Consider the following 23873-nt stretch of genomic DNA (forward strand, 5'->3'; position numbering starts at 1 on the left):
GGATCAGCGAGCCTCCTCCTGCACGGGCGCGAGGCGCTGCCCGGCGGTGCTCCGCCCAACGCTGCCCTGTCCGGCGAGGCGGCCCTCCCCGGCGAGGCGCTCCGGCGCGGACGGCGCCGCGAAGGCCAGCCGGCGGTGGGTGCGGCGGAGCATCAGGCGGGCCATCGCCGGGTGGAGCAGGCGGACCGCTCCGAAGTAGAGCCTGCCGCGCCAGTTGTGCGTCTTCACCACCGTCGTCAGCGTCACCTTGTCGTCGGCCACCAGCACCGAGGCGCGGAAGTCCAGGTGGCTCGCGTCCTTGCCGAGCAGGAGCTCGGTCGGGGTCGAGGCGACGACCGGGAAGGGGAGGACTCCGCTCCACGCCTCGGGGGTGCGGGGCATGCCGGGGTCCAGGGGGAGCTGGTAGGCGTCGGCGTAGTCCGGGGCGGGCCAGGCGCGGTGGGCCAGCTCGGCGCCGACGGGGGGCGCGACGGCGGTGGGGCGGTCCCAGACGAGGCCGTGCATCAGGCGGGGCCAGCGCGACCAGCGGAAGGGGGTCAGCGGAGCCGCGGGGGTCGCCGCGCGCACGACGTTGTCCAGGAGCTCTTCGATCATCGCGTCGTGCATCGGGCGGATCGCCAGGGACCAGACCAGCGCCTCCTTGAGGTTCTGCCGCTGCTCCAGCACATGGCGGACCCGGCAGCTGCCGTCGGCAAGGGGTTCGACGTCCAGGGCGTGGAAGCCGTTCTCCGGCGGGGGGAAGTCGAAGCGGATGCGGCGGCCGGGCTCGTATGCCGCCACGGAGTAGCGGACGAAGCCATGGCCGCCGACCGCGCCGACCGCGAGGGGGCCGTCGAAGCGGATCGGGGGCCAGACGGGGCTGGGGCTCAGGGGGTCGTCGGGGGACGACAGGCGGTCGAGAAGGGCGCCCACTGCCTCGGCCGGGGCCTGTATGACGCGTTCGTGGACGTTCCGTACCGTGCGCATATCGGACCTCCATACGGTGGCGTATGTTCAACCGTACGGTAGCGTACGGACATGGGGCAACCGCAGAAACCTCAGACACCGCAGGCGCCACAGGCACCGCAGGCACGGCAGACACCGCAGGGCGGGAAGAGGCGGCTCAGCGCGCACGACTGGGCCGACGCCGCGCTCGCCGCGATCGGGGAGCGCGGGCTCGCCGGAGTCGCCGTCGAGCCGCTCGCCGTGCGGCTGGGGGCCACCAAGGGCAGCTTCTACTGGCATTTCGCCAACCGCGACGCGCTCATCGAGGCGGCCCTGGCCCGGTGGGAGGAGATCGGGACCGAGGAGATCATCACCGGGCTGGAGGCCGAGCCGGACCCGGAGAAGCGGCTGCGCGAGCTCTTCGCTCGGGCCACCGCCTCCGCCGCCGAGGACGCGCTGGAGGTCTCCCTCCTCGCCACGGCCGGCGATCCCCAGGTGGCCGCCGTGCTCACGCGCGTGACAGAGCGCCGGGTCGGCTATCTGGCGCAGCTCTTCGAGGAGCTCGGCTTCCCGCCCGAACAGGCCCGCGAGCGCGGCCTCTTCGCGTACACCGGCTATCTCGGGCACACCCAGCTCAGCCACGCCGTGCCGCAGACCCTGCCGACGGGCGAGGCGCGGGCGGCCTATCTGAAGTCCGTGGTGGACGTCCTGCTGCGGCCCCTCGGCGACTGACGCGACGCCTCTCCGGACGGGCGTACGGCGGCCGTACGGCGTCCCAGGCCCGCCCCCAGCCGCACACCGCCACGGGGAGACCGTCAGGCCGACGCGCGCTTCTTCGGGGCCGGCTTCTTGGCAGCCGTCTTCGCCGTGGACTTGACGGTCGTCTTCTTCGCGGCGGTCTTCTTCGCCGTGGACTTCGCGGCGGTCTTCGTGGCGGTCCTCGTCGCCGTCTTCTTGGCCGTCTTCGCGGTGGACTTGGCGGCCGTCTTCTTCGCGGCGGTCTTCTTCGCCGTGGTCGCGGTGGACTTCTTCGCTCCCCCGCCCCCGGCGGCCTTCGGCGAGGACGCGGCCCGCTTGCGCGTCTTGATCGGGGTGACCCCCGCGACCTCGGCGCCCTCCTCCCCGCGCGCCTCCTTCGCCTCGCGCACGCTCTTCTCCAGCGCCGCCATCAGGTCGATGACCTTGCCGCCCGCGGGCTCTGCCGCGGTCTCGGGGGCGACCTCGCCGCCCTCCACCTTGGCGGCGATCAGCGCCTCGACGGCGGCCCGGTAGTCGTCGTGGAGCGACTCGATGTCGACCTCGCCGAGGGTGTCCATCAGGGCGTCGGCCAGATCGAGTTCGGCGTCCCGGATGGTCACCTCGGACTCCGGGGCCACGTCCTTCGCGGGGCGGATCTCGTCCGGCCAGAGCAGTCCGTGCATGGCGATCACGTCGTCGACGACGCGCAGCATGCCGAGCCGCTCCCGCCCCCGCAGGGCGAACTTGGCGATGGCGACCTTCTGGCTCCGCTTGAGCGCCTCGCGCAGCAGCGAGTACGGCTTGGCGGCGGGCACGCCGTTGGCGGCGAGGTAGTACGCGGCGTCCATCTGGAGCGGGTCGATCTTCGACGCGGGGACGAAGGAGACGATCTCGATGGTCTTCGCCGTCGGGAGCGGGAGCAGGGCGAGGTCCTCGTCGGTGATCGGGACGATCGTGCCGTCCGCGTCCTCGTACCCCTTGCCGATCTCGTCCTGGGTCAGCTCCTTCTCCTCCAGCTCGCAGACCTTGCGGTAGCGGATGCGGCCGCCGTCGGCGGTGTGGATCTGGCGGAAGGAGATGGAGTGGTTCTCGGTGGCGTTGAAGAGCTTGATCGGGATGCTCACCAGCCCGAAGGAGATCGCGCCGTTCCAAATGGATCGCACGTTTCATCCCTTTCGTCCGACTCATCCGAACTTTCACATTTCATGGGATTCTCATCGTATGACGCCGATCACAGAGGTGGAGGGGCGGCGGCTGACGCTCAGCAACCTGGAGAAGGTCATCCACCCCGCCACGGGGACCACCAAGGGCGAGATCCTGCACTACTACGCCACCGCGGCGGACGCGATCCTCCCCCATGTCCGCGACCGGGCGGTGTCCTTCCTGCGCTATCCCGACGGGCCGGACGGCCAGCTGTTCTTCACCAAGAACCCGCCGCCCGGCGCCCCCTCCTGGGTGCGCACGGCCTCCGTCCCCCGTTCGGAGGACAAGAACGCCCGCCAGGTGGTCGTCGACGACCTGCCGTCGCTGGTGTGGGCGGCGAACCTGGTGGTGGAGTTCCATGTGCCGCAGTGGCGGGCGGACGCCCCGGCCGTCGCCGACCGCATGGTCTTCGACCTCGACCCTGGCTCTCCCGCGACGATCGCCGAGTGCTGCACCGTGGCGCTATGGCTGCGCGAGAGGCTGGCCGCGGACGGGCTGCACGCGTACGCCAAGACGTCGGGCGCCAAGGGCATGCACATCCTCGTGCCGCTGGAGCCGACGCCGTCGAGCAAGGTCTCGGAGTACGCCAAGCGGCTGGCCGTCGAGGGCGAGGCGGCGCTGCCCCGGCTGATCCTGCACCGGATGGCGCGCTCCCTGCGGCCCGGGAAGGTCTTCGTCGACCACAGCCAGAACGCGGCCGCGAAGACGACCGCGGCCCCCTATACCTTGCGCGCCCGCACCGAGCCGACCGTCTCGACGCCGCTGACCTGGGACGAGGTCGAGGAGGGCGCGCGGGCCGGAACCGCCGCGGACCTCGTCTTCCGGCTCGGCGACATCCCGCCGCGGCTGGAGCGGCACGGGGACCTGCTGAGTCCGCTGACCGACCCCGACCAGGCCGGGCCGCTGCCGTGACCGCGCCCAGGCCGCCCGTCAGGGTCGCGCTCGCGGAGTCCGTGAACACGCTGCCGCGGGGCGCCGGCCTGGCGTACGAGCCGAAGTTCGACGGCCACCGGGTGGTGATCTTCCGGCTCGGCGGCGAGGTGCTGCTCCAGGCCCGCTCGGGGCGCGTCATCACGGCCGCGTTCCCCGATCTCGCGGACGCGGCGCGCCAGTTGCCGGACGGGACGGTGCTGGACGGCGAGGTGGTGGTGTGGCGGGAGGGCCGTACGGACTTCGCCGCCGTGCAGAAGCGGGCGGCGGCCACCCCGGGACGGGCCCCGGCCCTCGCGCGCCGGCTGCCCGCTTCGTACGCCGCCTTCGATCTGCTCGCCGAGGCCGACGAGGACCTGCGCCCCCATTCGTACGAGAGGCGGCGCGGCCGGCTGGTGGCGCTGCTGGCGCCTCTCGGGCCGCCGCTGCAGCCCGTGCCGATGACTATGGACGTCACGGAGGCGGAGACCTGGTTCGAGTCGCTGCCCGCCATCGGCGTCGAGGGGCTGGTGATCAAGCGGCTGGACCAGACGTACAAGAGCGGCACGCGCGCGTGGCGGAAGCTGCGGCACACCTCCACGCGCGACGCCGCGGTCGTCGGCTACGCCGGTCCGCGGGCCCGGCCGACGGCGCTGGTGCTGGTGCTGCCGGACGACGACGCCCCGACCGTGTCGAGTCCGCTCTCGCCCGCCCTGCGGGCGCAGGCCGCGGACGCGCTGGCCGCCATGGCCGACGCGGGATCGGGGACCGCTATGGCGGTCGGGCTGGGCGAGGTGGAGTACGCGGCCGTGGAGAGCGGGCTGACGGCCGAGGTCGGGCAGGGCACGACACGGCACACGGTCACCACGGTGCTGCGGCTGAGGCTCCCCGAGGACCAGGACGGGTGACGGCGGTTCGCGAACGACCCGACCGGACCCGGGTTCTCCGCGTCGCCGACCGCGTCGGCAACCGCGTCGTCGACGTCGAGGACGACATCAAGGACGACATCAAGGACGCGGCGAGAACCTCCGCCATGGGGGACGGGCAGCCCCAGTCCAGACCATGCCCCGCAGCGCGGCCGCGGCCGCCACGGCCTCCGCCCACCGGCGGGGGGCAGCACCGCTCCCGGCAGCGGCGGTGCTGCTGGCGCTCACGCCCGCAGCCACGTGCGGCGGTCGCGCGCCGTCGCGTACAGCGCCTCGACCTCCGCAGGCTTGAGCACCCCGCCGAGTCGGGCCAGTGCGGGCGCCTCGTCGTGGCGCAGGAGCAGCACGCCCGGCGGCGACGGCACGGCGTCGAGGCGCGTGGAGCCGACGACCGCCAGCACCGGGCGGACCGCGGCCGCCAGGGCCAGCGCGGCGCGCTCGGCCCGGCGGCGGGTCAGCCGCAGCAGCGGGGCGGACTCGCGGCCGACCCGGACCAGCGGGTCGGCGATCCGTACCCGCAGCCGGCGCGCCTGGAGGGTGTGCACGGCCAGCACGCCGCCCGGGCCGACGGCCAGATGGTCGATGGGACCGGCGCCCGGCAGCGGCACCGCGTGCAGGATTCGCCAGCCGGCGCCGTCCAGCCGGTCGAGCGCGTCGCCCAGCAGCTGCTGTGCGGCGAGCTCGGCGCGCAGCGGGTCGTGGCGCGGGCGGCGCGCGTCCGGACGGAGTCTGCGGGCGCGGGCGGGGGCGGGCGCGAGGTCGGCCTGTCGGGCCAGTTCGGCGTGGAGCGCCTCGCCGGGGCGGTTGGGCGCGAGGTCGTCGTCGGGGTGCAGACACAGCCGCGCGACCTCGTCGGGGGTGGGCACGGGCGGCGGTCCGACGGTGAACTCGCCGGCGAGTCCGGCGGGTCCGGTGAGATACGGCGCGAGGGCCTCCAGCACGTCCTCGCGCCAGCGCTCGTAGACCAGGGTGATCCGGCCGCTGTCGCGGTCGTACCAGGCGGCGGCGCGGCCGTCCGGAAGGCTGACCCAGAGCCGGCCCCCGCCGTGCCCGCGTGCCGGTGTGACGCGCAGTCCGGTCATGCCTCCACCCCCCGGACCATGGGAACAGCACGGCGGCCTTCTGAGCAATAACCACGCGATGTCTGAGCGGTGGTGCACACTCTCCCCAAGCGCAAGGTTCTCGGGAGGGGGGCGAGCGTGTTCGAAGGCATCGACGAAGTCGACTGGGCGTCTCTGGGGCATGCCTATGGCCCGGCGGACGACGTGCCCGATCTGCTGCGCGGGCTCGCCTCCACGGACCCCGCGGAGCGGGAGACGGCGCTCGACGGGATGTACGGCGCGGTGCACCACCAGGGTGATGTGTACGACGCGACCCTCGCCTGCATCCCCTTCCTGCTGGAGCTGGTCGCCAGCTCCGAGGTCCAGGACCGGGGCGGCATAGTCGAGTTGCTGACCAGCATCGGCGGCATCGATCTGGACGGCGACGACGAACTGGACCCGGAGGACGAGGAGTTCGAGTACGCCGCGAACTACGCGATGGCGGCCTCGGCCGTGACCGCGGGCGCCGACGCCTTCCTCGGCCTGGTCGGCTCCGAGGACCGGGGCGTGCGGCTCGCGGTCCCGCTCGCGCTCGCCACGCTGCACGAGGATCCCGAGCTGGTCCTCGGTCTGCTGCGGGAGCGGCTGGCGCCCGGCCCCGGCGGGGAGCCGGACGCGGAGGTGCGGTTCGCGTGCGTCGAGGCGGCGGGCCGGATAGCGCTGCGGCACCAGAGCCTCGCGCCGGAGGTGGTGAAGTGGCTGTCCGGGCTGACCCGGGTGTCGTACGGCCCCGGGCTGCGCCTCGCCGCGCTGGCGCAGCTCGCCCGCTGCGCCCCGGACGCGCTGCCCGCCGACGTGGTGCCGGGCGTGACGGGGCTGCTGCGCGAGCTGCGCGCCGAGCCCGTGGCGCCGGCCCCGCCCGCCGAGCGGCCTTCCACGCCGACGCTGCTGGGACAGCTGCGCGAGCTGCACGAGGCGGAGACGGCGGGCCGCGGCGCGCCCTGGACGGCGGATCTGCTGCGCACGCTCCACTCCGGTCTCGGCGACCGTGTGGAGGACCGGACGGCCCTGCTGACCGACCAGCTGTGCAGCCCGGACTGGGGGCAGCGGATCGACGCCGTGCGGATGAGCAGCAGGCTGCTGGACACCTGGCGCGGTGCGTACGAGGAGTTGGTCGGCCTCGTCGGGGAGCAGCTGGCCGATCCCGAGCCGCGGCTGGCCGAGGCGGCGGCGGACGCCCTGAAGGAGCTGTTCGGTCTGGCCGCTCCGGCCGCCGACGCGCTGGCCGACCGGGTGGCCGCCGATCCCGGGGCGTGGGTGCGGGAGTGGCCCGGTGGGCCGCCGACGCTCGGCAGCGCCATAACGGCCCTGGCGCGGGCGGGCGACCGCCGTGCGGCACCCGTTCTGGCGCGGGTGCTGGAGCGGGCCGAGCCCCCGAGCGACCTGGGGTACGCCCTCGGCCATCTCGGCGCGGCCGGGGCGTCGCTCGCGCCCGCGCTGCGGCAGCGGCTCGCCGAGACCGCGCTGGACGAGCGGCTCTACGACCGGGCGGGTCCCCTGCTGTACGGGCTGACGGCGCTGCGGGCCGCCGAGGCGGCGCCGGAGGTGCTGCGCGTGCTGCGGGGCGCGCCGGCGTACCGGAGCGAGTGGGCGGTCGAGTCGGCGCTGAAGGCCCTCACCGCGTTCGGGCCCGCCGCGAGCGAGGCGATACCGGACCTGCGGGCGCTGATCCGCCACGCTGACCACGGCCACGACCACGGCTACGCGTACGACCTCCCGGAGTCGCTCACCGCGCGGGCGGCCGCCGCGCTGTGGGCGGTCGAGGGGGACGCGGAGGCCGTGCTGCCCGTGCTGTGCGCCACGCTGGAGTCGGCCGACTCCGCGGCCCAGCGCTCCGCGGCGACGGCGCTGGGCGCTCTGGGAGCGGCGGGCGCGGAGGCCGCTCCCGCGCTGCGCGTGCTGCTGCGGGCCCCCGAGCCGTGGACGCGGGTGGACGCGGCGACAGCCCTGTGGCGGGTGGCGGGCGACGCCGACAGGGCGTGGCCGGTGCTCCGTTCGGCGTGGGAGGAGCTGCCGTACACCCGGGTGCCGACCGCCGAGTGCCTGGCGCAGGTGCGGGCGGAGGCCGCCGATCCGCTGCTGCGGGGCGAGCTCGGATCCGTACGACGCCATAACGCCATAGACGGCGGGTACGGGAGCGGTGGCATCTTCACGGACGAGAGACTGCTGGCACTGTGTAGGCAGGCACTGACCACGGAGGGAACAGCATGATCATCTTTGGCACCAAGGGGTACGTCTACCAGCTGGCGATACTGACGCTGGTGTGCGGCCAGTGCGGGAACCCGTCGGCCCACACGCTCAGAAAATGGGTCACGAAGTTCACGCTGTTCTTCGTACCGCTGTTCCCGTTCTCGACGAAGTACGGGACGCAGTGCACGTTCTGCGGGGCCGAGCAGAAGATCACCAAGGAGCAGGCGGAGCAGCTCCAGGCCCAGGGCGCGGGCGGGCCGGCCGGCGGGGCCTACGCGCAGCCGCAGCCGCAGCACGGTCAGCAGCCGTACCAGCACTGACGCGGGTCGGGTGCGGGGGCGGGCACTGCGCGCGGTGCACGCTCTGCGGTGACGGGCTTGTTCGGCGACGGGCTTGTCAGGCGACGGGGTGATTCGGCGACGGTGCTTCACAGCACTGCGGGCGCATCTATGGACAGCTGTTACACGGCCGACGAAGTGCCGCAATAGCGGACACATAGCTTCATTGCCGTCAGACGCACAGGACAGTCGAGCCGCACAGAGCAGCTGAGCAGCGCAGAGCAGTTGAGCAGCAAGGACCCAGTAAGGACCCGCCGTGAGCACCTCTCGTCGCCGCAGCCTCGTTCGGGCCGCTGCCGCCGCCGCGGCGACCGCCGCCGTGAGCGGGGCCCTGTTACTTCCCGCCGCCACCGCGTTCGCCGACGAGCCGGACATCGCGACGGTCGCCCACCAGGGCGCCCAGACGGCCCCGGCGGACGTCGGCGCCGCGCGCGATCGGACCTCCACGCTCACCGCGGGCGGCGCCGCGGCCGCCGCCGGAGCGGCGGGACTCGGCTTCGCCATGCTGCGCCGGGGCCGCACCGACTCCGGCTCCTGACCGCCGCACTCCCCCGCTCCGCACCCGCGCCGACCGGCCAGGCCGCCCCGCCTCTTCAGACAGGGGCGAGGGCGTGAGTCCCCTCACACTCCCCCGTCTGTCCTGCCGGGCGATGTCGCCAGGACGGAGGCCCGGCGCCACGATCAAGGCGGACCGGGCGGAAGCGACTCCCAGGCCGTTCCCGCGGTCCACGAGACCCCCCGATGGACAAAAGGGACTTCCCTCCGAATAAGGTTGACGGAATGGCCGATCGCCCCGAGCTCCGCCCGACCACCCGCGGCGGACCCGACGGGGACGGTCGCCGCAAGGACGACATCACCCTCTTCGCCGACTGGGCGGAGCAGCGCAGTGCACCGGGCGCCCCGCCCGCGAGGAGAACTTTGAGCCCGAGCTCCACCCGGCTGACACGCCCGATGTACGCGGTGCTGCTGACAGCGGCTGCCGCGCTGCTGGCGTCCGGCTGCGACGACGCGGGCGGGCTCGCGAGCGCGGGGAAGACTCCCATGGCCGAGGGCCCGGTCCGGCTCTGGCCCGAGCTGCCTCCCGTCACCGCCCCGCCGAACGACTACGGAGAGACGGACACCCAGCGCGTGCCCGGCATCAAGGCGCCGGGCGACGATGTGCACCAGCTCGACCCGGTCGCCGTGGTCCAGGCGGAGGCCAACGCCCACCCGGACACGTACACCGGCGCCGACGGGCTCTACGAGGAGACGGTCGCGCAGCTCGCCGCGTGCAAGGAGAAGCCGCGGTCCTGCCCGGTGATGCGGCCGTACTACCGCGATCTGACCGGCGACGGGCGGGACGAGCTGATCATCGGCATACGGCTGCCCGAGCAGCAGACGGCGGTGCGCTGCTATACGCCGGAAGAGGGCGGGCTGACCCGGATCATGTCCACCTCCGACCAGCTCGTCAGCGTCGACCTGGCGGGCAAGGACGTGATCCTGCGGTCGGTCTCGGCCGGCATCCCCGGCTACGAGTACCGCACGGCCTGGTCCTGGGACGAGCAGCAGAGGGCGATGCTCCCCGCGCGCGACGAGATCGTACGGGTCAAGCCGTCCCGCTCGGCCGATCCGGCCCCGGCCGCCGAGCCCGCGCCCGCCCCCGAGCCGGACGCCTCATGAGACGCCCGCGCCGGCCGAGACTGCCCCGCTGGACCGCGACCCTCACCTGGAAGGCCGCGGTCTTCATCACGGTGATGTGCTGCGCGCTCGCCGCGATGCTGGGCGCGCTCGTGCATGTGGAGGTCACCCGGCAGACCGTGGAGCAGGCACGGGAGAAGGCGTTGGACCGGCTGGAGGAGGTCACCCGAGAGTACGAGGCGGGCGAGCCGACCCCCCGGTTCGCGGGCGTGGACCCGCCGGGCCTGCCTGCGACGCTGCGGGCGTCGGCGGTGAGCGGGCACCGGGCGACGATGGTCGACGAGTTCCGGGGCCGCCCGACCATGTGGGCGGCCGGCCCCGCCGACGGCCGCGCCATAGCCGTACGCGTCGACTACACCCTGAGCGCGAACACCATCTCCGGGCTCGACCGGGCGATCGTCGGCTCCTCGGGGCTGGCGATCGGCGCGACGCTGCTGCTCGGGGCGTTCGCCGTCACCCGGATCACGCGCCGGCTGCATCTGACCGCGCAGGTGGCGCGCAAGATCAGCGCCGGGGATCTGGACGCCCGGGTCAACGACCCCCGCTCCAAGGACCGTTGGCGCCCGGAGGACGAGGTGGCCGCGGTCTCCGGCGCCCTGGACACCATGGCCTCCTCGCTCCAGGGCAAGCTGCTGAGCGAGCAGCGGTTCACCGCGGACGTGGCGCACGAGCTGCGCACCCCGCTGACCGGGCTGACCGCGGCGGCCGAGCTGCTGCCGGAGGGACGCCCGGCGGAGCTCGTACGGGACCGGGTACGGGCGATGCGCTCGCTGACCGAGGACCTGCTGGAGATCTCCCGGCTGGACGCGGGCAGCGAGACGGTGGACTCGGCCGTGCACGAGCTGGGAGAGCTGGTCGAGCGGGTGGTGCGGGCCTCGGGCACGCAGACGGAGGTACGCGTACTGCGGGACGCGACCGTGGAGACCGACCGGCGACGGCTGGAGCGGGTGCTCGGCAACCTCGTCGCCAACGCGCACAAGCACGGGCGGCAGCCGGTGACGCTGACGGTGGACGGCGCCGAGGTGACGGTGTGCGACCTGGGGCCGGGGTATCCGGAGTATCTGCTGCGCCATGGCCCGCAGCGCTTCCGCACGGAGGCCGGCGGCAAGGGGCACGGCCTCGGGCTGACCATAGCGGTCGGCCAGTCGGCGGTGATCGGAGCGGACCTGCGCTTCTCGAACGCGCCCGGGGGCGGCGCGGTCGCCCGACTGAGCCTGCCGGAGTACGTGCACTTCTCGACGGACGACGAGACCGAGGGGGCCGACGGGGCCGACGCGCGCGGACCGGGCGAGCACGCCGAGCCGCGCGGCTAGAGCGCCATGAGCATCCGGTGCCCGGGCGGCCTGCCGCCGCCTGGTGCGACCGGCCGTCGGCCGGGACCGGCAGCCGGTCCAGCGCCTGGGGGGGGAAGCCGCGCGCAGGAGGAGCCCCGTCAGCACTACCGGCGCGTTCTGGCGCACGGCGTCGACGGCCGGCAGGCCGATGCGGGCGGCGGCCACCGCCCCCTCGGCCCGCCCCGCGCCCGACGCGGAGCCACCACGCCTCGCCCCATACGGTCGCCGCTCCCCCACAACGACATAAAGAGACATAAACGGAAATACCCCTTACCTCTTGCTACGTTGCGTGGCATGACCGCAACGACGGCGGACGACCCGCCGCCCGCGCTACGCCTCCCCAAGCGGCGAGGCGTCGAGCTCTCGCTCCTCGTCTGCGCCGTCCTCATCTCCGTGTACGGCTACGTCGAGGTGGGCCTCGCCCGAAGCGGCGCCGTCCCCCAGGACGCCGTCCGCTATGGAGCGGGCCTCGGAGTGCTGGCTCTCCTCGCGCATCTCGCGGTCCGGCTCCGCGCCCCCTACGCGGACCCGCTGCTGCTGCCCATCGCGGTCCTCCTCAACGGCCTGGGCCTGGTGCTCATCTACCGGCTCGACCTGGAGACCCCCGCCGACCGCGCCGCTCCCGCGCAGCTCGTCTGGTCCACGCTCGGCGTCGCCCTGTTCATCGCGGCGGTCGTCCTCCTCCGCGACCACCGGATCCTTCAGCGCTACGCGTACCTCTCGGTCGCCACGGGCCTCGTCCTGATGCTCGCGCCGATCCTCTTCCCCGCGGTGAACGGCGCGAAGATCTGGATCCGGATCGGCGGACTCTCCTTCCAGCCGGGCGAGTTCGCCAAGATCCTGCTCGCCGTCTTCTTCGCCGCGTACCTCGCCGCCAACCGCAACGCCCTGGCGTACACCGGCCGCAGGATCTGGCGGCTCCAGCTCCCCACCGGCCGGGTGCTCGGCCCGATCGTCGCGATCTGGCTGCTCAGCGTCGGCGTGCTGGTCCTGGAGCGGGATCTCGGGACCTCGCTGCTCTTCTTCGGACTCTTCGTGATCATGCTGTACGTGGCGACGGGCCGGACCGGCTGGATCGCGGTCGGCCTGGTGCTGGCGGCGGCCGGCGCGTTCGCGGTCGGCTCCCTCGAACCGCACGTCAACGGCCGGGTGGAGGACTGGCTCAACCCCTTCGCCACCATCGAGGCGGGCCAGGGCCCCAGCCAGCTCGCCCAGTCGCTGTTCTCCTTCGCCGCGGGCGGGATGCTCGGGGCGGGGCTGGGCCTCGGCCACTCCGTCCTCATCGGCTTCGCCGCCAAGTCCGACTTCATCCTGGCCACCGCGGGCGAGGAGCTGGGTCTGGTCGGCCTGACGGCGATCTTCCTGCTGTACGCGCTGATGGCAGCCCGCGGCTACCGCGCCGGGCTCGCCCTGCGCGACCCCTTCGGGCGGCTGCTCGCCGTCGGCCTCGCCTCCATCCTCTCCCTCCAGGTCTTCGTGATCGCGGGCGGCGTGATGGGCCTGATCCCGCTGACCGGCATGGCGATGCCCTTCCTGGCGCAGGGCGGCTCGTCCGTCGTCACCAACTGGATCATCGTGGCGCTGCTGATCAGGGTCAGCGACTCGGCCCGCGCACCGCATCCCGAGCAGGTCGAGGCGGGCGTCGTCGCCCCGGCCGTGGGGGTCGAGCGGTGACCCGCTGCATCCGGCACGCGGCCGCGTTCTGTCTGCTGCTGCTCCTCGCGCTGCTGGTCAACGCCGCCCGCGTACAGCTGGTGTCGTCGCCCTCGCTGGACAAGAATCCGGCCAACCGCCGGGTGGCGGTCGCCCGTTACGACCAGCCGCGCGGCGACATCCTGGTCGGCGGCGCCCCGGTCACCGGCTCCAAGGACACCGGCGAGCAGCTGCGCTACGAACGCACCTACCGCCAGGGCCCGATGTACGCCCCGGTGACCGGGTACGCCTCCCAGACGTACGGCGGAACGTTCCTGGAGCACGCCGAGGACCGCGTCCTCGCGGGCACGGACCCGATGCTCTCGCCGCTCCCCTTCTGGCGGGACCTCAGCCGCAGCCGGCCGCCCGGCGGCGACGTCGTCACCACCATCGAGCCGACCGTCCAGCGCACGGGGTACGCCCTGCTCGGCGGCCGGCGGGGCGCGGTCGCGGCGGTCGAGCCCTCGACCGGGCGCATCCTCGCGCTGGTCAGCAGCCCTTCGTACGACCCGGGGGTGCTCTCGGGCACCGGCGGACAGGTGGCGGACGCGTGGGCGCGGCTGAACGCGGCCCGCAGCCAGCCGATGCTCAACCGGGCGATCCGGCAGACCTATCCGCCGGGCTCCACGTTCAAGATCGTGACCGCGGCGGCGGCGCTGGACGGGGGGCTGGTCGCCGGGGTGGACGAGCCGACGGACACGCCTGACCCGTACGTCCTGCCCGGCACCTCGACCCGGCTGCCGAACGAGGCCGTGGGCTGCGGCAACGCCTCGCTCGCCTACGCCATCCAGTGGTCGTGCAACACGGTGATGGCGAACCTCGGGGTGAAGGTCGGGCTGGCGGGGATGCTGGACGCGGCGGCGGGGTTCGGCTTCAACGACCGGACGCTGCGCATCCCTTCGGCCGTCTCCCCCTCCCACTTCGACACCGCCATGACCGACGACCAGCTGGCGCTCTCCTCGATCGGGCAGTTCGACACGACGGCGACGCCTCTGCAGATGGCCATGGTCTCGGCGGCGGTGGCCAACGGCGGGGAGCTGAGGACCCCGTATCTGGTGGACCGGGTCACCACCGCGGACGGCGACACCGTCGCGCAGAACAGCCCGCGCCCCTACCGCCGGGCGATGGGTCCGGCGACCGCCCAGCAGCTCCAGCGGCTGATGGTGAAGGTCGTCTCGGAGGGCTCGGGCCACAAGGCGGCGATCAAGGGCGTGACGGTCGGCGGCAAGACGGGCACGGCGCAGCACGGCGTCGGCAACATCGGCATGCCGTACGCCTGGTTCATCTCCTGGGCGCAGGCGCCGGACGCCCCGCGGCCGGCGGTCGCCGTCGCGGTGGTCGTCGAGGACGCGGCCACCGACCGCGACGACATCAGCGGCGGCGGCAGCGCGGCGCCGATCGCGCGGGCGGTCATGGAAGCGGCGCTGGCGGCCGAGCGGGGAGAATGATCATATGACCCACACGGTGAGGCAGGCGCTGGAGCGGATCGAGCGGCTGGATCCCGAGCTGTCGGCGTTCGTCGAGGTGTGGGGCGACCGGGCGCTGGCGCAGCGGCCGGACCCTGGGCTGCCGCTGGCGGGGCTGCCGTTCGCGGTGAAGGGGCCGACGGGGATCCGCTCGTTCTCGGCCCGCCGGCTGATCGCGGCGGGCGCGGTGCCGGTCGGCTCGACGTCTGTGCCGGGACCGGGGACGTACTGGCAGACCTGGGGCCTGGGCGCGCACGGCCCCACGGTCAACCCGTGGCGCGCGGACCGTACGCCCGGGGGCTCCTCGGCGGGCTCGGCTGCGGCGGTCGCGGCCGGGATGGCAGCCCTGGCCACGGGCAGCGACGGGGCGGGCTCGGTGCGGATCCCGGCGGCGTGGTGCGGGGTGTTCGGGCTGAAGACGACGAACGGGCTGCTGCCGTCCCCGGACCGGACGGGGCTGGCGTCCGCGGGCGTGCTGACGCCCACGGCGGCGCAGGCGCGGGCGTATCTGCGGTGTGTGCTGGGCGCGTACGGCGCCGAGGGCGAGAGCGAATACGGGGGTGAGCGCGGGGGCGCGTACGAGGGCGCGGCCGGGGGCGTCGGGGTGGAGCTTCCGTTGCGGGCGCGCTGGTCGGGCGATCTGGGGTTCGCGGAGACGGACCCGGAGGTGGAGTCGGTCGCGCGGGCGGCGGCAGAGCGGCTGGCGTCGGCCGGGGTCGTACGACTGCGACCGGAGGAGAGCCCGTTCACCCTGCTCGACCCGTGCGAGGCGTGGCAGGCGGTGCGGGGCGGCCGGGCGGCCGAGGGGGCGCGGACGCGGGCGGAGAACGACCGGCGGCTCGACGGCTTCTTCGCCGACGCCCAGGTGCTCCTCACACCCGCGACGCCGAACCGCCCGCATGGCCACGACGGCCCGGGCGAGCGCTACTCCACCGCGCTGACGTGGGCGTTCAATCTGAGCGGCCATCCGGCGGCGAGCATTCCGGCGGGCTTCACCAGCGACGGCTGCCCGGTGGGCCTCCAGCTGGTGGCGGCGAGGGGAGCGGACGTCTCGCTCCTCGAAATGTCAGTGGCGGCCGAGCGGGCGCTGGCTACTGTGCGCCCATGACCCCCGACATGGCCTTCGAGCTCGCCCAGGTGAACATCGCCCGTCTCAAATTCCCGCTCGACTCGCCGGAGTTGAAGGACTTCGTCGACGGGCTCGACCCGGTGAACGCGGTCGCGGAGGCGGCGGACGGCTTCGTCTGGCGGCTCCAGAGCGCGACGGGCAACGCGACGGACGTGCCGGTCTTCGGGGACGAGTGGCTGATCGTGAACATGTCCGTGTGGCGGGACGCCGACGCGCTGACGGCGTTCATGTACCAGGGCCGGCACCGGGAGCTGCTGAAGCGGCGCCACGAGTGGTTCGAGCGCGTCCAGGAGGTGATGACGACCCTGTGGTGGGTACGGGCGGGCCACCGCCCGACGGTCGCGGAGGCGGAGGAGCGTCTGCGCCATGTGCGCGCGCACGGGCCGACGGACCACGCGTTCACGCTGCGGACGTCGTTCCCGCCTCCGGCGGCCCCATGACCGGAGCAGAGCAAATGGACCGGCGGAGCGAAAGGACCGGCGGAGCGAAAGGACCGGCGGAGCGAAAGGACCGGCGGACAGGTCGGCCGACAGCGCTCAGCCCCTGCCGGTCCCTTCGGCGGCCTCCCCTGCGGGCGCGTCCGCTGACTGGCCTGCCTCCCCGGGAGCCTCCGCCGTCTCGGCCGCCCCCTGGGCGATGGCCTCCGCCACCTCGGTCACCCTCGCCTGCTCCTCCACGTCGAACCGCTCGCGGTCCAGCCTCTCCGCGATCTCCTCGTCCTGGGACATCAGCAGGTCCAGACTGGCGTCGCCCATCTCGAAGACGCCCATGTCCAGATAGGCCCTCTGCAGGCGCTCGCCCCACAGCCCGATGTCCTTCACACAGGGCACGATCCGGCTGAAGAGCAGCTTGCGGAAGAGCGCCAGGAACTCCGACTGCTCGGAGATCTCCTCGGCCTCCTTCAGCGGAATGCCGAAGTTCTCCAGGACCTCCACCCCGCGCAGCCGGTCCCGCATCAGATAGCAGCCCTCGATCACGAACTCCTCGCGTTCGCGCAGTTCCGCGTCCGTCAGCTGCTTGTAGTAGTCGCGCAGCGCCATCCGCCCGAAGGCGACATGACGGGCCTCGTCCTGCATCACGTACGCGAGGATCTGCTTGGGCAGCGGCTTGTCCGTCGTGTCGCGGATCATGCCGAAGGCGGCCAGCGCGAGCCCCTCGATGAGGACCTGCATCCCGAGATACGGCATGTCCCAGCGCGAGTCGCGCAGTGTGTCGCCCAGCAGACCGGCCAGGTTGTCGTTGATCGGGTAGAGCATCCCGACCTTGTCGTGCAGAAAGCGGCTGTAGACCTCGGCGTGCCGGGCCTCGTCCATCGTCTGGGTCGCGGAGTAGAACTTCGCGTCCAGGTCGGGGACCGACTCCACGATCCGGGCGGCGCACACCATCGCGCCCTGCTCCCCGTGCAGGAACTGGCTGAACTGCCAGGAGGTGTAGTGCCGGCGCAGCTCGCCCTTGTCCTTCTCGGTCATCTTCGCCCAGTGGCGGGTGCCGTAGAGGTTGAGCGCCTCGTCGGGGGTGCCCAGGGGGTCGTACGGATCGACCTCCAGGTCCCAGTCGATGCGCTTGGAGCCGTCCCACTGCTTGTCCTTGCCCTTCTGGTACAGGGCGAGGAGCCGTTCGCGGCCGTCTTCGTACTCCCAGCTGAAGCGGGCGGCGCCCGAGGCCGGTATCTGCCAGAGGGGGGTCTCGGGGGCGTTCACATAGCGATCGTGCGTCGACACTGACGACTCCTTCGCCTCATATCCCAAGGAATGCAGGACAGTTGGCAGGCTCACACGTTGGTAGACGAGTAGTCAACAAGTCGAGCGCGAGGGATTGACTCGCTTGCTGACAGGCAGTCTCATAAGATGCGACGCCACCTACCCCCGGTAATCCAGCAGTGAGGTGCCCTCAGCCATGACCACTGTGACCGACCGCGACGTGCAGCTGCTCCGCGACGCTCTCGGGCCGCTCCGGGACCGCGAACAGGTCGCGGCGCGCCTGCTCGAGTCCTCGGCCAAGCACTCCTTCGACCCCGACAAGGAGCTCGACTGGGACTCCCCCGTCGAGGACGGGAAGTGGTTCTGGCCGCCCGAGCTCGTCTCCCTCTACGACACCCCCATCTGGCGCCGGATGTCCGAGGAGCAGCGGTTCGACCTGGCCCGGCACGAGGCCGCCTCGCTCGCCTCCCTCGGCATCTGGTTCGAGATCATCCTGATGCAGCTGCTGGTCCGCCACATCTACGACAAGTCCGTGACCAGCAACCATGTGCGGTACGCGCTCACCGAGATAGCGGACGAGTGCCGGCACTCGATGATGTTCGCGCGGATGATCGAGAAGGGCGGGGCGCCCGCCTACCCCGTGCCGCGGCTGTACCACAACCTGGCGCGCATCATGAAGACCGTCTCGACCACCCCCGGCTCGTTCGCGGCGACGCTGCTGGGCGAGGAGATCCTCGACTGGATGCAGCGGCTGACCTTCCCGGACGAGCGGGTGCAGACCCTGGTGCGCGGCGTCACCCGCATCCACGTGGTCGAGGAGGCGCGCCATGTGCGGTACGCCCGCGAGGAGTTGCGCCGCCAGATGGTGACCGCGCCGCGCTGGGAGCAGGAGTTCACCCGGATCGGCTGCGGCGAGGCGGCCCGTGTCTTCTCCGTCTGCTTCGTCAACCCGCAGGTGTACACGAACATCGGCCTCGACCGGCGCGAGGCGGTGGCCCAGGTGAAGGCGAGCGGCCACCGCCGCGAGGTGATGCAGAGCGGCGCGAAGCGGCTGACGGACTTCCTGGACGACATCGGGGTGCTGCGGGGGCCCGGGCGCAGGCTGTGGAAGCGCTCGGGACTGCTGGCCTGAGCGGGGAGCGGGGTCGGCGGGTTCCGGGGGCGGGATGCGGGGCGGCGGGACGCGGGGAGGCGGGTTTGGCCGGAACAGGCACAGGGGCTGCCCGAGCTCACCCGTCCTCGCCTCCTCCCGCAGCGGTGCGGTTACGCTGCGGAGCATGACCAGTCCCGCTCCCGCGACCCGTGCGTACCGACGGCTCAGCGTCGAGGAGCGCCGTACGCAGCTCCTCGAAGCCGCGCTCACGCTCTTCGCGCACCGGCCGCCGGACGAGGTCTCCCTCGACGACGTGGCCGAGTCGGCCGGCGTCTCCCGGCCGCTCGTCTACCGCTACTTCCCCGGCGGCAAGCAGCAGTTGTACGAGACCGCTCTGCGCTCCGCCGCCGACGAGCTGGAGGCCTGCTTCGCCGAGCCGACCGCCGGACCGCCCACCGCGCGGCTCTCCCGGGTCCTGGACCGCTACCTCCTCTTCGTCGACGAGCACGACGCCGGCTTCAGCGCGCTGCTGCGCGGCGGCAGCGTCGCCGAGACGTCCCGTACGACCGCGATCGTCGACGAGGTACGGCGGGCCGCGGCCGAGCAGATCCTCGTCCACCTCGGCGCCGACCGGCCGGGACCGCGGCTGCGGATGATGGTGCGCACCTGGATCGCGGCCGTCGAGGCGGCCTCGCTGATCTGGCTGGACGAGGCGAAGCAGCCGCCCGCGGACGAGCTGCGCGACTGGCTCGTCGACCATCTGATCGCCCTGCTGGCGGCGACCTCGGCGACGGACGAGCAGACCGGGGCGGCCGTGCGCTCCCTGCTGAGCCTGGAGAACGCGGCCGGTCCGGTCGGCACGCTGGCACGCCGGGTGCTCCCCGTCGTGAGCGAGGGCGCCCACCTGCTGTGACACTGGTGCGGTGAGAAGCGAGAACACCCCCTTCGAGGGCGGGCCGCTGGACGGGCGCGTCCTGCCGATCCTGGTCGGGCCGACCGGGCACCCCCCGAAGTGGTACGAGATCCCCGTGCCCAACGACGACGGCACGCCGCCGACGGTCCACGTCTACCAGCGGACGCCGTCGGGCTACAGCAAGCGGCTGGGGCTGCGGCGCGGCTGGAAGTTCGTGTACGCCCCCGAGGGCAAGGAGCGCCGCGAGCTGAAGTGGCCCTGGTCGAAGCCGAAGAGCGCGCCATAAGATCGCGGGATGCGCGGCCGCGTGGCGCATGACCGCCAGCCGCGTGGCAGCGGGTCGATCGCGTGACAGCGGGTCGCGCGACAGCCGTTCGCCAGGGGGATGCCGATGGTCGCGATGGAGCCGCTCCAGCAGGACGATCCGCGCCGGGTCGGCCCGTACACCCTGCTGGCCCGCCACCGCGCGTCGGCGGTCTGCCTCCGCTATCTCGCCCAGGGACCCGACGGCGCGCCCTCGGTCGTCTCGGTGGTGCGGCCCGAGCTGGCGGCGGTGGGGGCGTTCCGGCGGCGCTTCAGACTGGAGACGCAGCGTACGGAGCAGCTGGCAGGGGGCTGGGTGCCCCCGATCGAGTCCAGCGTGGACGGCGCGGCGGGCCCGGACGGCGCCGACGGGACGGCCGGGGCGCCGCTGTGGACGGCGAGTCCGTACGTCCCCTCCCTGACCCTGCGCGAGGCCATCGCGCTCGCCGGTCCGCTGCCCGAGCGGGCGGTGCGGATACTGGGCGCGGCGCTCGCGGAGACCCTGTCCCGGGTGCACGCCACCGGGACCGTGCTGCAGGGGCTGGCCCCTGACACCGTGCTGCTGGCGGCGGACGGACCGCGTCTGACCGCCTTGGGCGCGCTGGGCGCGGCGGCCGTCGCCGAGGCGCGTCCGGACGGCCAGCTCACCTTGAAGCTCGGCTATCTGACGCCGGAGCAGGCGACGGGCGCGCCGCCCGGACCGGCGTCGGACGTCTTCGTGCTGGGCCTGCTGCTGGCGTACGCGGCGACGGGCACGACCCCGCTGGCGGATGCGGACCGGATCGCGCACGGGGACCCCGAACTCGGCGGCGTGCCGGGCGCGTTGCGCCCGCTGGTGGCGCGCTGTCTGGCGAAGCTGCCGCAGGACCGCCCGACGGCGGGGGCGGTCGCGACGGAACTGGCCCTGGAGGGCGCGGCGGCGCTGGCCCGGGAGGGGTGGCTGCCGCCGGCGCTGACGGAGGCGATCGGGGCGCTGAGCGTGCCGGCGGCGTCTGCCGGGCCGGCGGCCCTCGCCCCGCTTCCCGTGCCTGTGCCTGTGCCTGTACCCGTGTCCGTGTCCGTACCCGCGTCCGCGTCCGTGTCCGGCCGGGCGACGGCCCCCGCTCCGGTCCCGGCCCCCGTGTCCGGCCAGGCGTTGGCCCCCGTCCCGCTCCCCGCGTCCCGGCAGCCCGTGCTCCCGCCGCCGCGACCTCCGCTGGCCCTCCCGGGACCGGGCGCCGGGCCCGCCGCGGCGCCCGCAGCCGCCCGGCCGGACCGGCGGACGCTGCTGATCGGGATCGCGGGCGGCGCGGCGGGCCTGCTGGTCGGGGGCGGCGGGGTGTACGCCGCCGTCGGCGGCGACGAGGACCGGGCGCCCGCGAAACCCGGCACGCCCCGCCCCACTAACATGGCCGGGCTCGCCCCCGACCCGCTGTGGAGATACGAGCACCCCGGCCCCGCCGACGACCCGATCAGAGCCGTCGTCTTCCACGACCGCGTCCTGGTGCTGACCGGCGGACTCCAGAGCGCCGGAGTCGACCTGCGCACCGGCCGCCGGCTCTGGGATAGCAAGGAGGCCGCCTCGCTCTCGCGGGCCGTCCCCGTCGACGACGCGCTCTGCTTCGTCGACGCCGCCGAGGAACTGCTCTGGCTCTCGCCTCAGGACGGCCGCGTCAAGCACCGCGCCCCCAAGTCCACCCTGGCGGGCGCCGGCGAGAGTGTGGTCATCGAGTCGGTCGCCGGCTGGGACGGCGCCTCGGCCTGGCTGACCGGCACGGTCAAGAAGGGCGACGAGCTCCAGACGTACCTCTTCGCGTACGACACGGTGGCCCGCAAGTCCCCCTGGCGCACCCGCATCTCCAACGGAAAGCCCCCGCACACCCCGCGCTACGCGGTGGTGGCGGCGCGCGCCGCGGACATCGTCGTACGCCAGGACACCCGCTCGCTCACCCCGGCGCAGGAGAAGTCCGCCAAGGGCCGCGCGGTGATGCACACCTTCGAACGCGCCTCGGGCAAGCTGCTCTCCTCGCTCCCGCTGCCGGGCGTGGAGCCGGACGCCGGAGTGATCGGCGACGCGTCGGGGAAGCTGTACGCGGCGGCCGGCGCCGAGCTCCACGCCCTCAAGCCGCCCCGCGCGGACCGTGCGTGGCGGCTCCCCGCGCCCGCGGCCGAGGGCGACGACGCCGTCTACCCGTACGGCACGCCCGTCGTGCGCGGTCCCGTGCTGTACGTGGCCAACCGCTACCAGCGCGTGCAGGCCGTCGACACGGAGACCGGCCGCTCGCTGTGGCAGCGCTCGACAGAGGCGCCGCCCTGGGCCGAGATCCCGTCGACCACGCTGAGCACGAGCGGCCGCACGCTGCTCGCGGGCGACGGCGCCCAGCTCACCGCCTTCGCGGCGCGCGACGGAAAGCGGCTGTGGAAGTTCCAGGAGGCGGGCGCGGTGGACGTGCCGGAAGGCGAGTCGCCGCCGCGCTACGAGGTGGCGCAGGGCGGCGGCGGGAAGCTGGTCGTCCGCCGCGGGCGGACGTTCTACGCGCTGCCGGTGGACTGAGGCGGCCCGGCGCGAGGAGGCGCGCGGGCGGACAGGCGCGGTACGCCTTGACGAGTGACCGGGTTGCGCCGACCCGACCACTCGTCGGGCCGTTCGGCTCGCGCGGCCCGATGATCGGCTCTGGGGTGGACGGGCGGACGGGCCGTCCCACAGCCGGAGGTGATGAGGTGTCAGGCAGCTTGCTGCGGAGTGTCTGCGTCTGCGCGGCGGCGCTGACCGTCGCGGTGGCGGCGCCGATGACGGTGGCTCTCGCCGAGCCGTTGGATCCGTCGGATTCATCGGATTCGTCAGAGCTGTCGGAGCTGTCGGAGCCGTCTGCGTCGGCCCAGCCGTCCGGGACCGCCGCGGAGCTGCTGGCGCGCCTCCAGGACCTCTACCGGCAGGCAGAGGAGGCCGGGGAGGCCTATAACGCCACCGAGGAGCAGCTCAAGGTCCAGCGCGCCGACACCGCCAGGCTCTCCCGTCAACTCGCCAGTGCCCGCAACGCTCTCCACGACAGCCGGGGAGCCGCGGGACGGCTCGCGCGACAGCAGTACCAGGGGCAGAGCGAGCTGTCCGCGTACGTCCGGCTGCTGCTCGCCCCCGATCCCCAGCGAGCCCTCGACCAGGACCATCTGATCGAGCGCGCCGCCAGCGACCGGCTGGCGACGATGGCGCGCCTGGAGGCGGGCGCGAAGCGGGCGGAGCAGCTGGCGGCGGCGTCCCGCAAGGCGCTGGACAAGGAACAGGTCCTCGCCGAGGAGCAGCGCACGGCGCGCGACACGGCGGACGCGCGGCTGCGGGAGGTCGAGGCGATGCTCGCCACGCTCTCGCCCGAGGAGCTCGCCGAGCTGACCGCGCTGGAACGGTCCGGCACGGCCGAGGCCCAGGACAAGCTCCTGTCCACAGGAGTCCTCGACGGCCCCCGCACGCCGTCGCCGCAGGGCATGCGCGCGCTGGAGTACGCCGTCGACCAGATCGGCAAGCCGTACGTCTGGGGCGCGGAGGGCCCGGAGTCGTACGACTGCTCCGGCCTGACCTCCCAGGCATGGGGATCGGCGGGCCGTTCGATCCCCCGGACGAGCCAGGAGCAGTGGGCAGAGCTGCGGAGGGTGCCGCTGAGGTCGCTGCGGCCGGGGGATCTGGTGCTCTACTTCCCCAAGGCGACGCATGTGGCGATCTACCTGGGAGACGGCCTCGTCGTCCAGGCCCCCCGCCCCGGCGCCCGCGTCAAGGTCTCCCCCATCGCAGCGAACCCCCTCCTGGGAGCGGTCCGCCCGGACCCGACCTCGCCCCCACTCCGGGAGTACACCGCGCCACCCCTCCCACACAACGCGACGACCGGCGAGGACACGGGCTACGGCGAGGCCTCGGCCCCATCCAGCCCCACCGACGCTTGAGGCGATCCCAGCCTCGCCGGCGTTTGAGGCGCGGGGTCCGGGGCAGCCCCCCGCGGGCAGCCCGCACAGGGCACGTCACCGTTACCCCAGGGGGCTACGCCCCCGTACGGCCTTCGGCCGTGTCCTCAAACGCCGGACGGGCTGAGTTTCCCCGGACGTGAGCCGCACACAATCAGCCCCGCCGGCGTTTGAGGCGCGGGGTCCGGGGCGGAGCCCCGCGGGCCGCCCGCACAGGGCACGTCACCCCCGCTCCAGGGGGCTACGCCCCCGTACGCCCTACGGGCGTGGGGGGGGGGGGGGGGGGGGGGGGGGGGGTGGGGGGGGGC

General features: G+C 73.7%; 21 protein-coding genes. 17 read left to right on the plus strand and 4 right to left on the minus strand.

Annotation, left to right across the window (positions count from 1 at the left end; all coding sequences use genetic code 11):
• Nucleotides 1-3: 3 nt before the first annotated feature.
• Entirely contained in the window at nucleotides 4-966 is a 963-nt protein-coding gene (locus AB0M39_RS01100) for a DUF2867 domain-containing protein (RefSeq protein ID WP_365358750.1), read from the minus strand.
• 51 nt (nucleotides 967-1017) lie between these two features.
• Between AB0M39_RS01100 and AB0M39_RS01105 the strand changes: the two genes are divergently transcribed.
• Entirely contained in the window at nucleotides 1018-1656 is a 639-nt protein-coding gene (locus tag AB0M39_RS01105) for a TetR/AcrR family transcriptional regulator (RefSeq protein WP_365358752.1), read from the plus strand.
• Between the two features lie 83 nt (nucleotides 1657-1739).
• Here AB0M39_RS01105 and AB0M39_RS01110 read toward each other — a convergent pair whose 3' ends face one another.
• On the minus strand, nucleotides 1740-2825 hold the full coding sequence (locus tag AB0M39_RS01110) for a Ku protein (RefSeq protein WP_365358754.1): 1086 nt from the start codon (nucleotides 2823-2825) through the stop codon (nucleotides 1740-1742).
• Between the two features lie 58 nt (nucleotides 2826-2883).
• Between AB0M39_RS01110 and ligD the strand changes: the two genes are divergently transcribed.
• Entirely contained in the window at nucleotides 2884-3777 is an 894-nt protein-coding gene (gene ligD / locus AB0M39_RS01115) for a non-homologous end-joining DNA ligase (RefSeq protein ID WP_365358757.1), read from the plus strand.
• The gene (locus AB0M39_RS01120; RefSeq protein WP_365358759.1) at nucleotides 3774-4682 is read left to right on the plus strand and encodes an ATP-dependent DNA ligase; all 909 of its coding nucleotides are present in this window, start codon (nucleotides 3774-3776) and stop codon (nucleotides 4680-4682) included. Before ligD ends, AB0M39_RS01120 begins: the two co-directional genes overlap by 4 nt.
• Nucleotides 4683-4924: 242 nt before the next feature.
• Here the strand turns inward: AB0M39_RS01120 and AB0M39_RS01125 are convergent, their stop codons facing one another.
• Entirely contained in the window at nucleotides 4925-5782 is an 858-nt protein-coding gene (locus AB0M39_RS01125) for a nuclease-related domain-containing protein (protein WP_365358761.1), read from the minus strand.
• Between the two features lie 117 nt (nucleotides 5783-5899).
• Between AB0M39_RS01125 and AB0M39_RS01130 the strand changes: the two genes are divergently transcribed.
• The 9 genes from AB0M39_RS01130 to AB0M39_RS01170 all read left to right on the plus strand — a co-directional run bounded on the left by AB0M39_RS01130 (nucleotide 5900) and on the right by AB0M39_RS01170 (nucleotide 16066).
• On the plus strand, nucleotides 5900-8011 hold the full coding sequence (locus AB0M39_RS01130; protein ID WP_365358763.1) for a PBS lyase: 2112 nt from the start codon (nucleotides 5900-5902) through the stop codon (nucleotides 8009-8011).
• The gene (locus AB0M39_RS01135) at nucleotides 8008-8310 is read left to right on the plus strand and encodes a zinc-ribbon domain-containing protein (RefSeq protein WP_365358766.1); all 303 of its coding nucleotides are present in this window, start codon (nucleotides 8008-8010) and stop codon (nucleotides 8308-8310) included. Before AB0M39_RS01130 ends, AB0M39_RS01135 begins: the two co-directional genes overlap by 4 nt.
• A 274-nt stretch (nucleotides 8311-8584) precedes the next feature.
• Complete coding sequence (locus AB0M39_RS01140; RefSeq protein WP_365358768.1) at nucleotides 8585-8866, plus strand: hypothetical protein; 282 nt, start codon at nucleotides 8585-8587, stop codon at nucleotides 8864-8866.
• 413 nt (nucleotides 8867-9279) lie between these two features.
• Complete coding sequence (locus tag AB0M39_RS01145; protein WP_365358815.1) at nucleotides 9280-9987, plus strand: hypothetical protein; 708 nt, start codon at nucleotides 9280-9282, stop codon at nucleotides 9985-9987.
• Nucleotides 9984-11318 (plus strand): HAMP domain-containing sensor histidine kinase, encoded by a 1335-nt coding sequence (locus tag AB0M39_RS01150; protein ID WP_365358770.1) that lies wholly within the window; start codon nucleotides 9984-9986, stop codon nucleotides 11316-11318. The genes AB0M39_RS01145 and AB0M39_RS01150 overlap by 4 nt, the downstream gene beginning before the upstream one ends.
• A 315-nt stretch (nucleotides 11319-11633) precedes the next feature.
• Nucleotides 11634-13013: an FtsW/RodA/SpoVE family cell cycle protein gene (locus tag AB0M39_RS01155; RefSeq protein ID WP_365358772.1), complete on the plus strand. Its 1380-nt coding sequence runs from the start codon at nucleotides 11634-11636 to the stop codon at nucleotides 13011-13013.
• Entirely contained in the window at nucleotides 13010-14479 is a 1470-nt protein-coding gene (locus AB0M39_RS01160; protein ID WP_365358774.1) for a penicillin-binding transpeptidase domain-containing protein, read from the plus strand. The genes AB0M39_RS01155 and AB0M39_RS01160 overlap by 4 nt, the downstream gene beginning before the upstream one ends.
• Before the next feature lie 4 nt (nucleotides 14480-14483).
• A complete protein-coding gene (locus AB0M39_RS01165) occupies nucleotides 14484-15605 on the plus strand; it encodes an amidase family protein (protein WP_365358775.1) in 1122 nt (373 codons plus the stop codon).
• Entirely contained in the window at nucleotides 15602-16066 is a 465-nt protein-coding gene (locus AB0M39_RS01170) for a DUF3291 domain-containing protein (RefSeq protein ID WP_365358777.1), read from the plus strand. The genes AB0M39_RS01165 and AB0M39_RS01170 overlap by 4 nt, the downstream gene beginning before the upstream one ends.
• 96 nt (nucleotides 16067-16162) lie before the next feature.
• On the opposite strand, the gene AB0M39_RS01175 is transcribed toward AB0M39_RS01170, so the two are convergent.
• Nucleotides 16163-17347, minus strand: coding sequence for a ferritin-like domain-containing protein (locus AB0M39_RS01175; RefSeq protein WP_365358779.1), 1185 nt, complete (start codon nucleotides 17345-17347; stop codon nucleotides 16163-16165).
• A gap of 175 nt (nucleotides 17348-17522) precedes the next feature.
• Between AB0M39_RS01175 and AB0M39_RS01180 the strand changes: the two genes are divergently transcribed.
• From AB0M39_RS01180 to AB0M39_RS01200, 5 genes are all read left to right on the plus strand, one after another.
• Nucleotides 17523-18458, plus strand: a complete 936-nt coding sequence (locus AB0M39_RS01180) for a diiron oxygenase (protein ID WP_365358781.1) — start codon at nucleotides 17523-17525, stop codon at nucleotides 18456-18458.
• A 145-nt stretch (nucleotides 18459-18603) separates the two neighbouring features.
• Nucleotides 18604-19332: a TetR/AcrR family transcriptional regulator gene (locus AB0M39_RS01185; protein WP_365358783.1), complete on the plus strand. Its 729-nt coding sequence runs from the start codon at nucleotides 18604-18606 to the stop codon at nucleotides 19330-19332.
• A gap of 10 nt (nucleotides 19333-19342) precedes the next feature.
• Nucleotides 19343-19618 (plus strand): hypothetical protein, encoded by a 276-nt coding sequence (locus AB0M39_RS01190; RefSeq protein ID WP_365358785.1) that lies wholly within the window; start codon nucleotides 19343-19345, stop codon nucleotides 19616-19618.
• 105 nt (nucleotides 19619-19723) lie between these two features.
• Nucleotides 19724-22168 (plus strand): PQQ-binding-like beta-propeller repeat protein, encoded by a 2445-nt coding sequence (locus AB0M39_RS01195; RefSeq protein WP_365358787.1) that lies wholly within the window; start codon nucleotides 19724-19726, stop codon nucleotides 22166-22168.
• 167 nt (nucleotides 22169-22335) lie between these two features.
• A complete protein-coding gene (locus tag AB0M39_RS01200; protein ID WP_365358789.1) occupies nucleotides 22336-23547 on the plus strand; it encodes an NlpC/P60 family protein in 1212 nt (403 codons plus the stop codon).
• Nucleotides 23548-23873: the final 326 nt, after the last annotated feature.

Source organism: Streptomyces sp. NPDC051907, assembly GCF_040681075.1.
Taxonomy (GTDB): Bacteria; Actinomycetota; Actinomycetes; order Streptomycetales; family Streptomycetaceae; genus Streptomyces.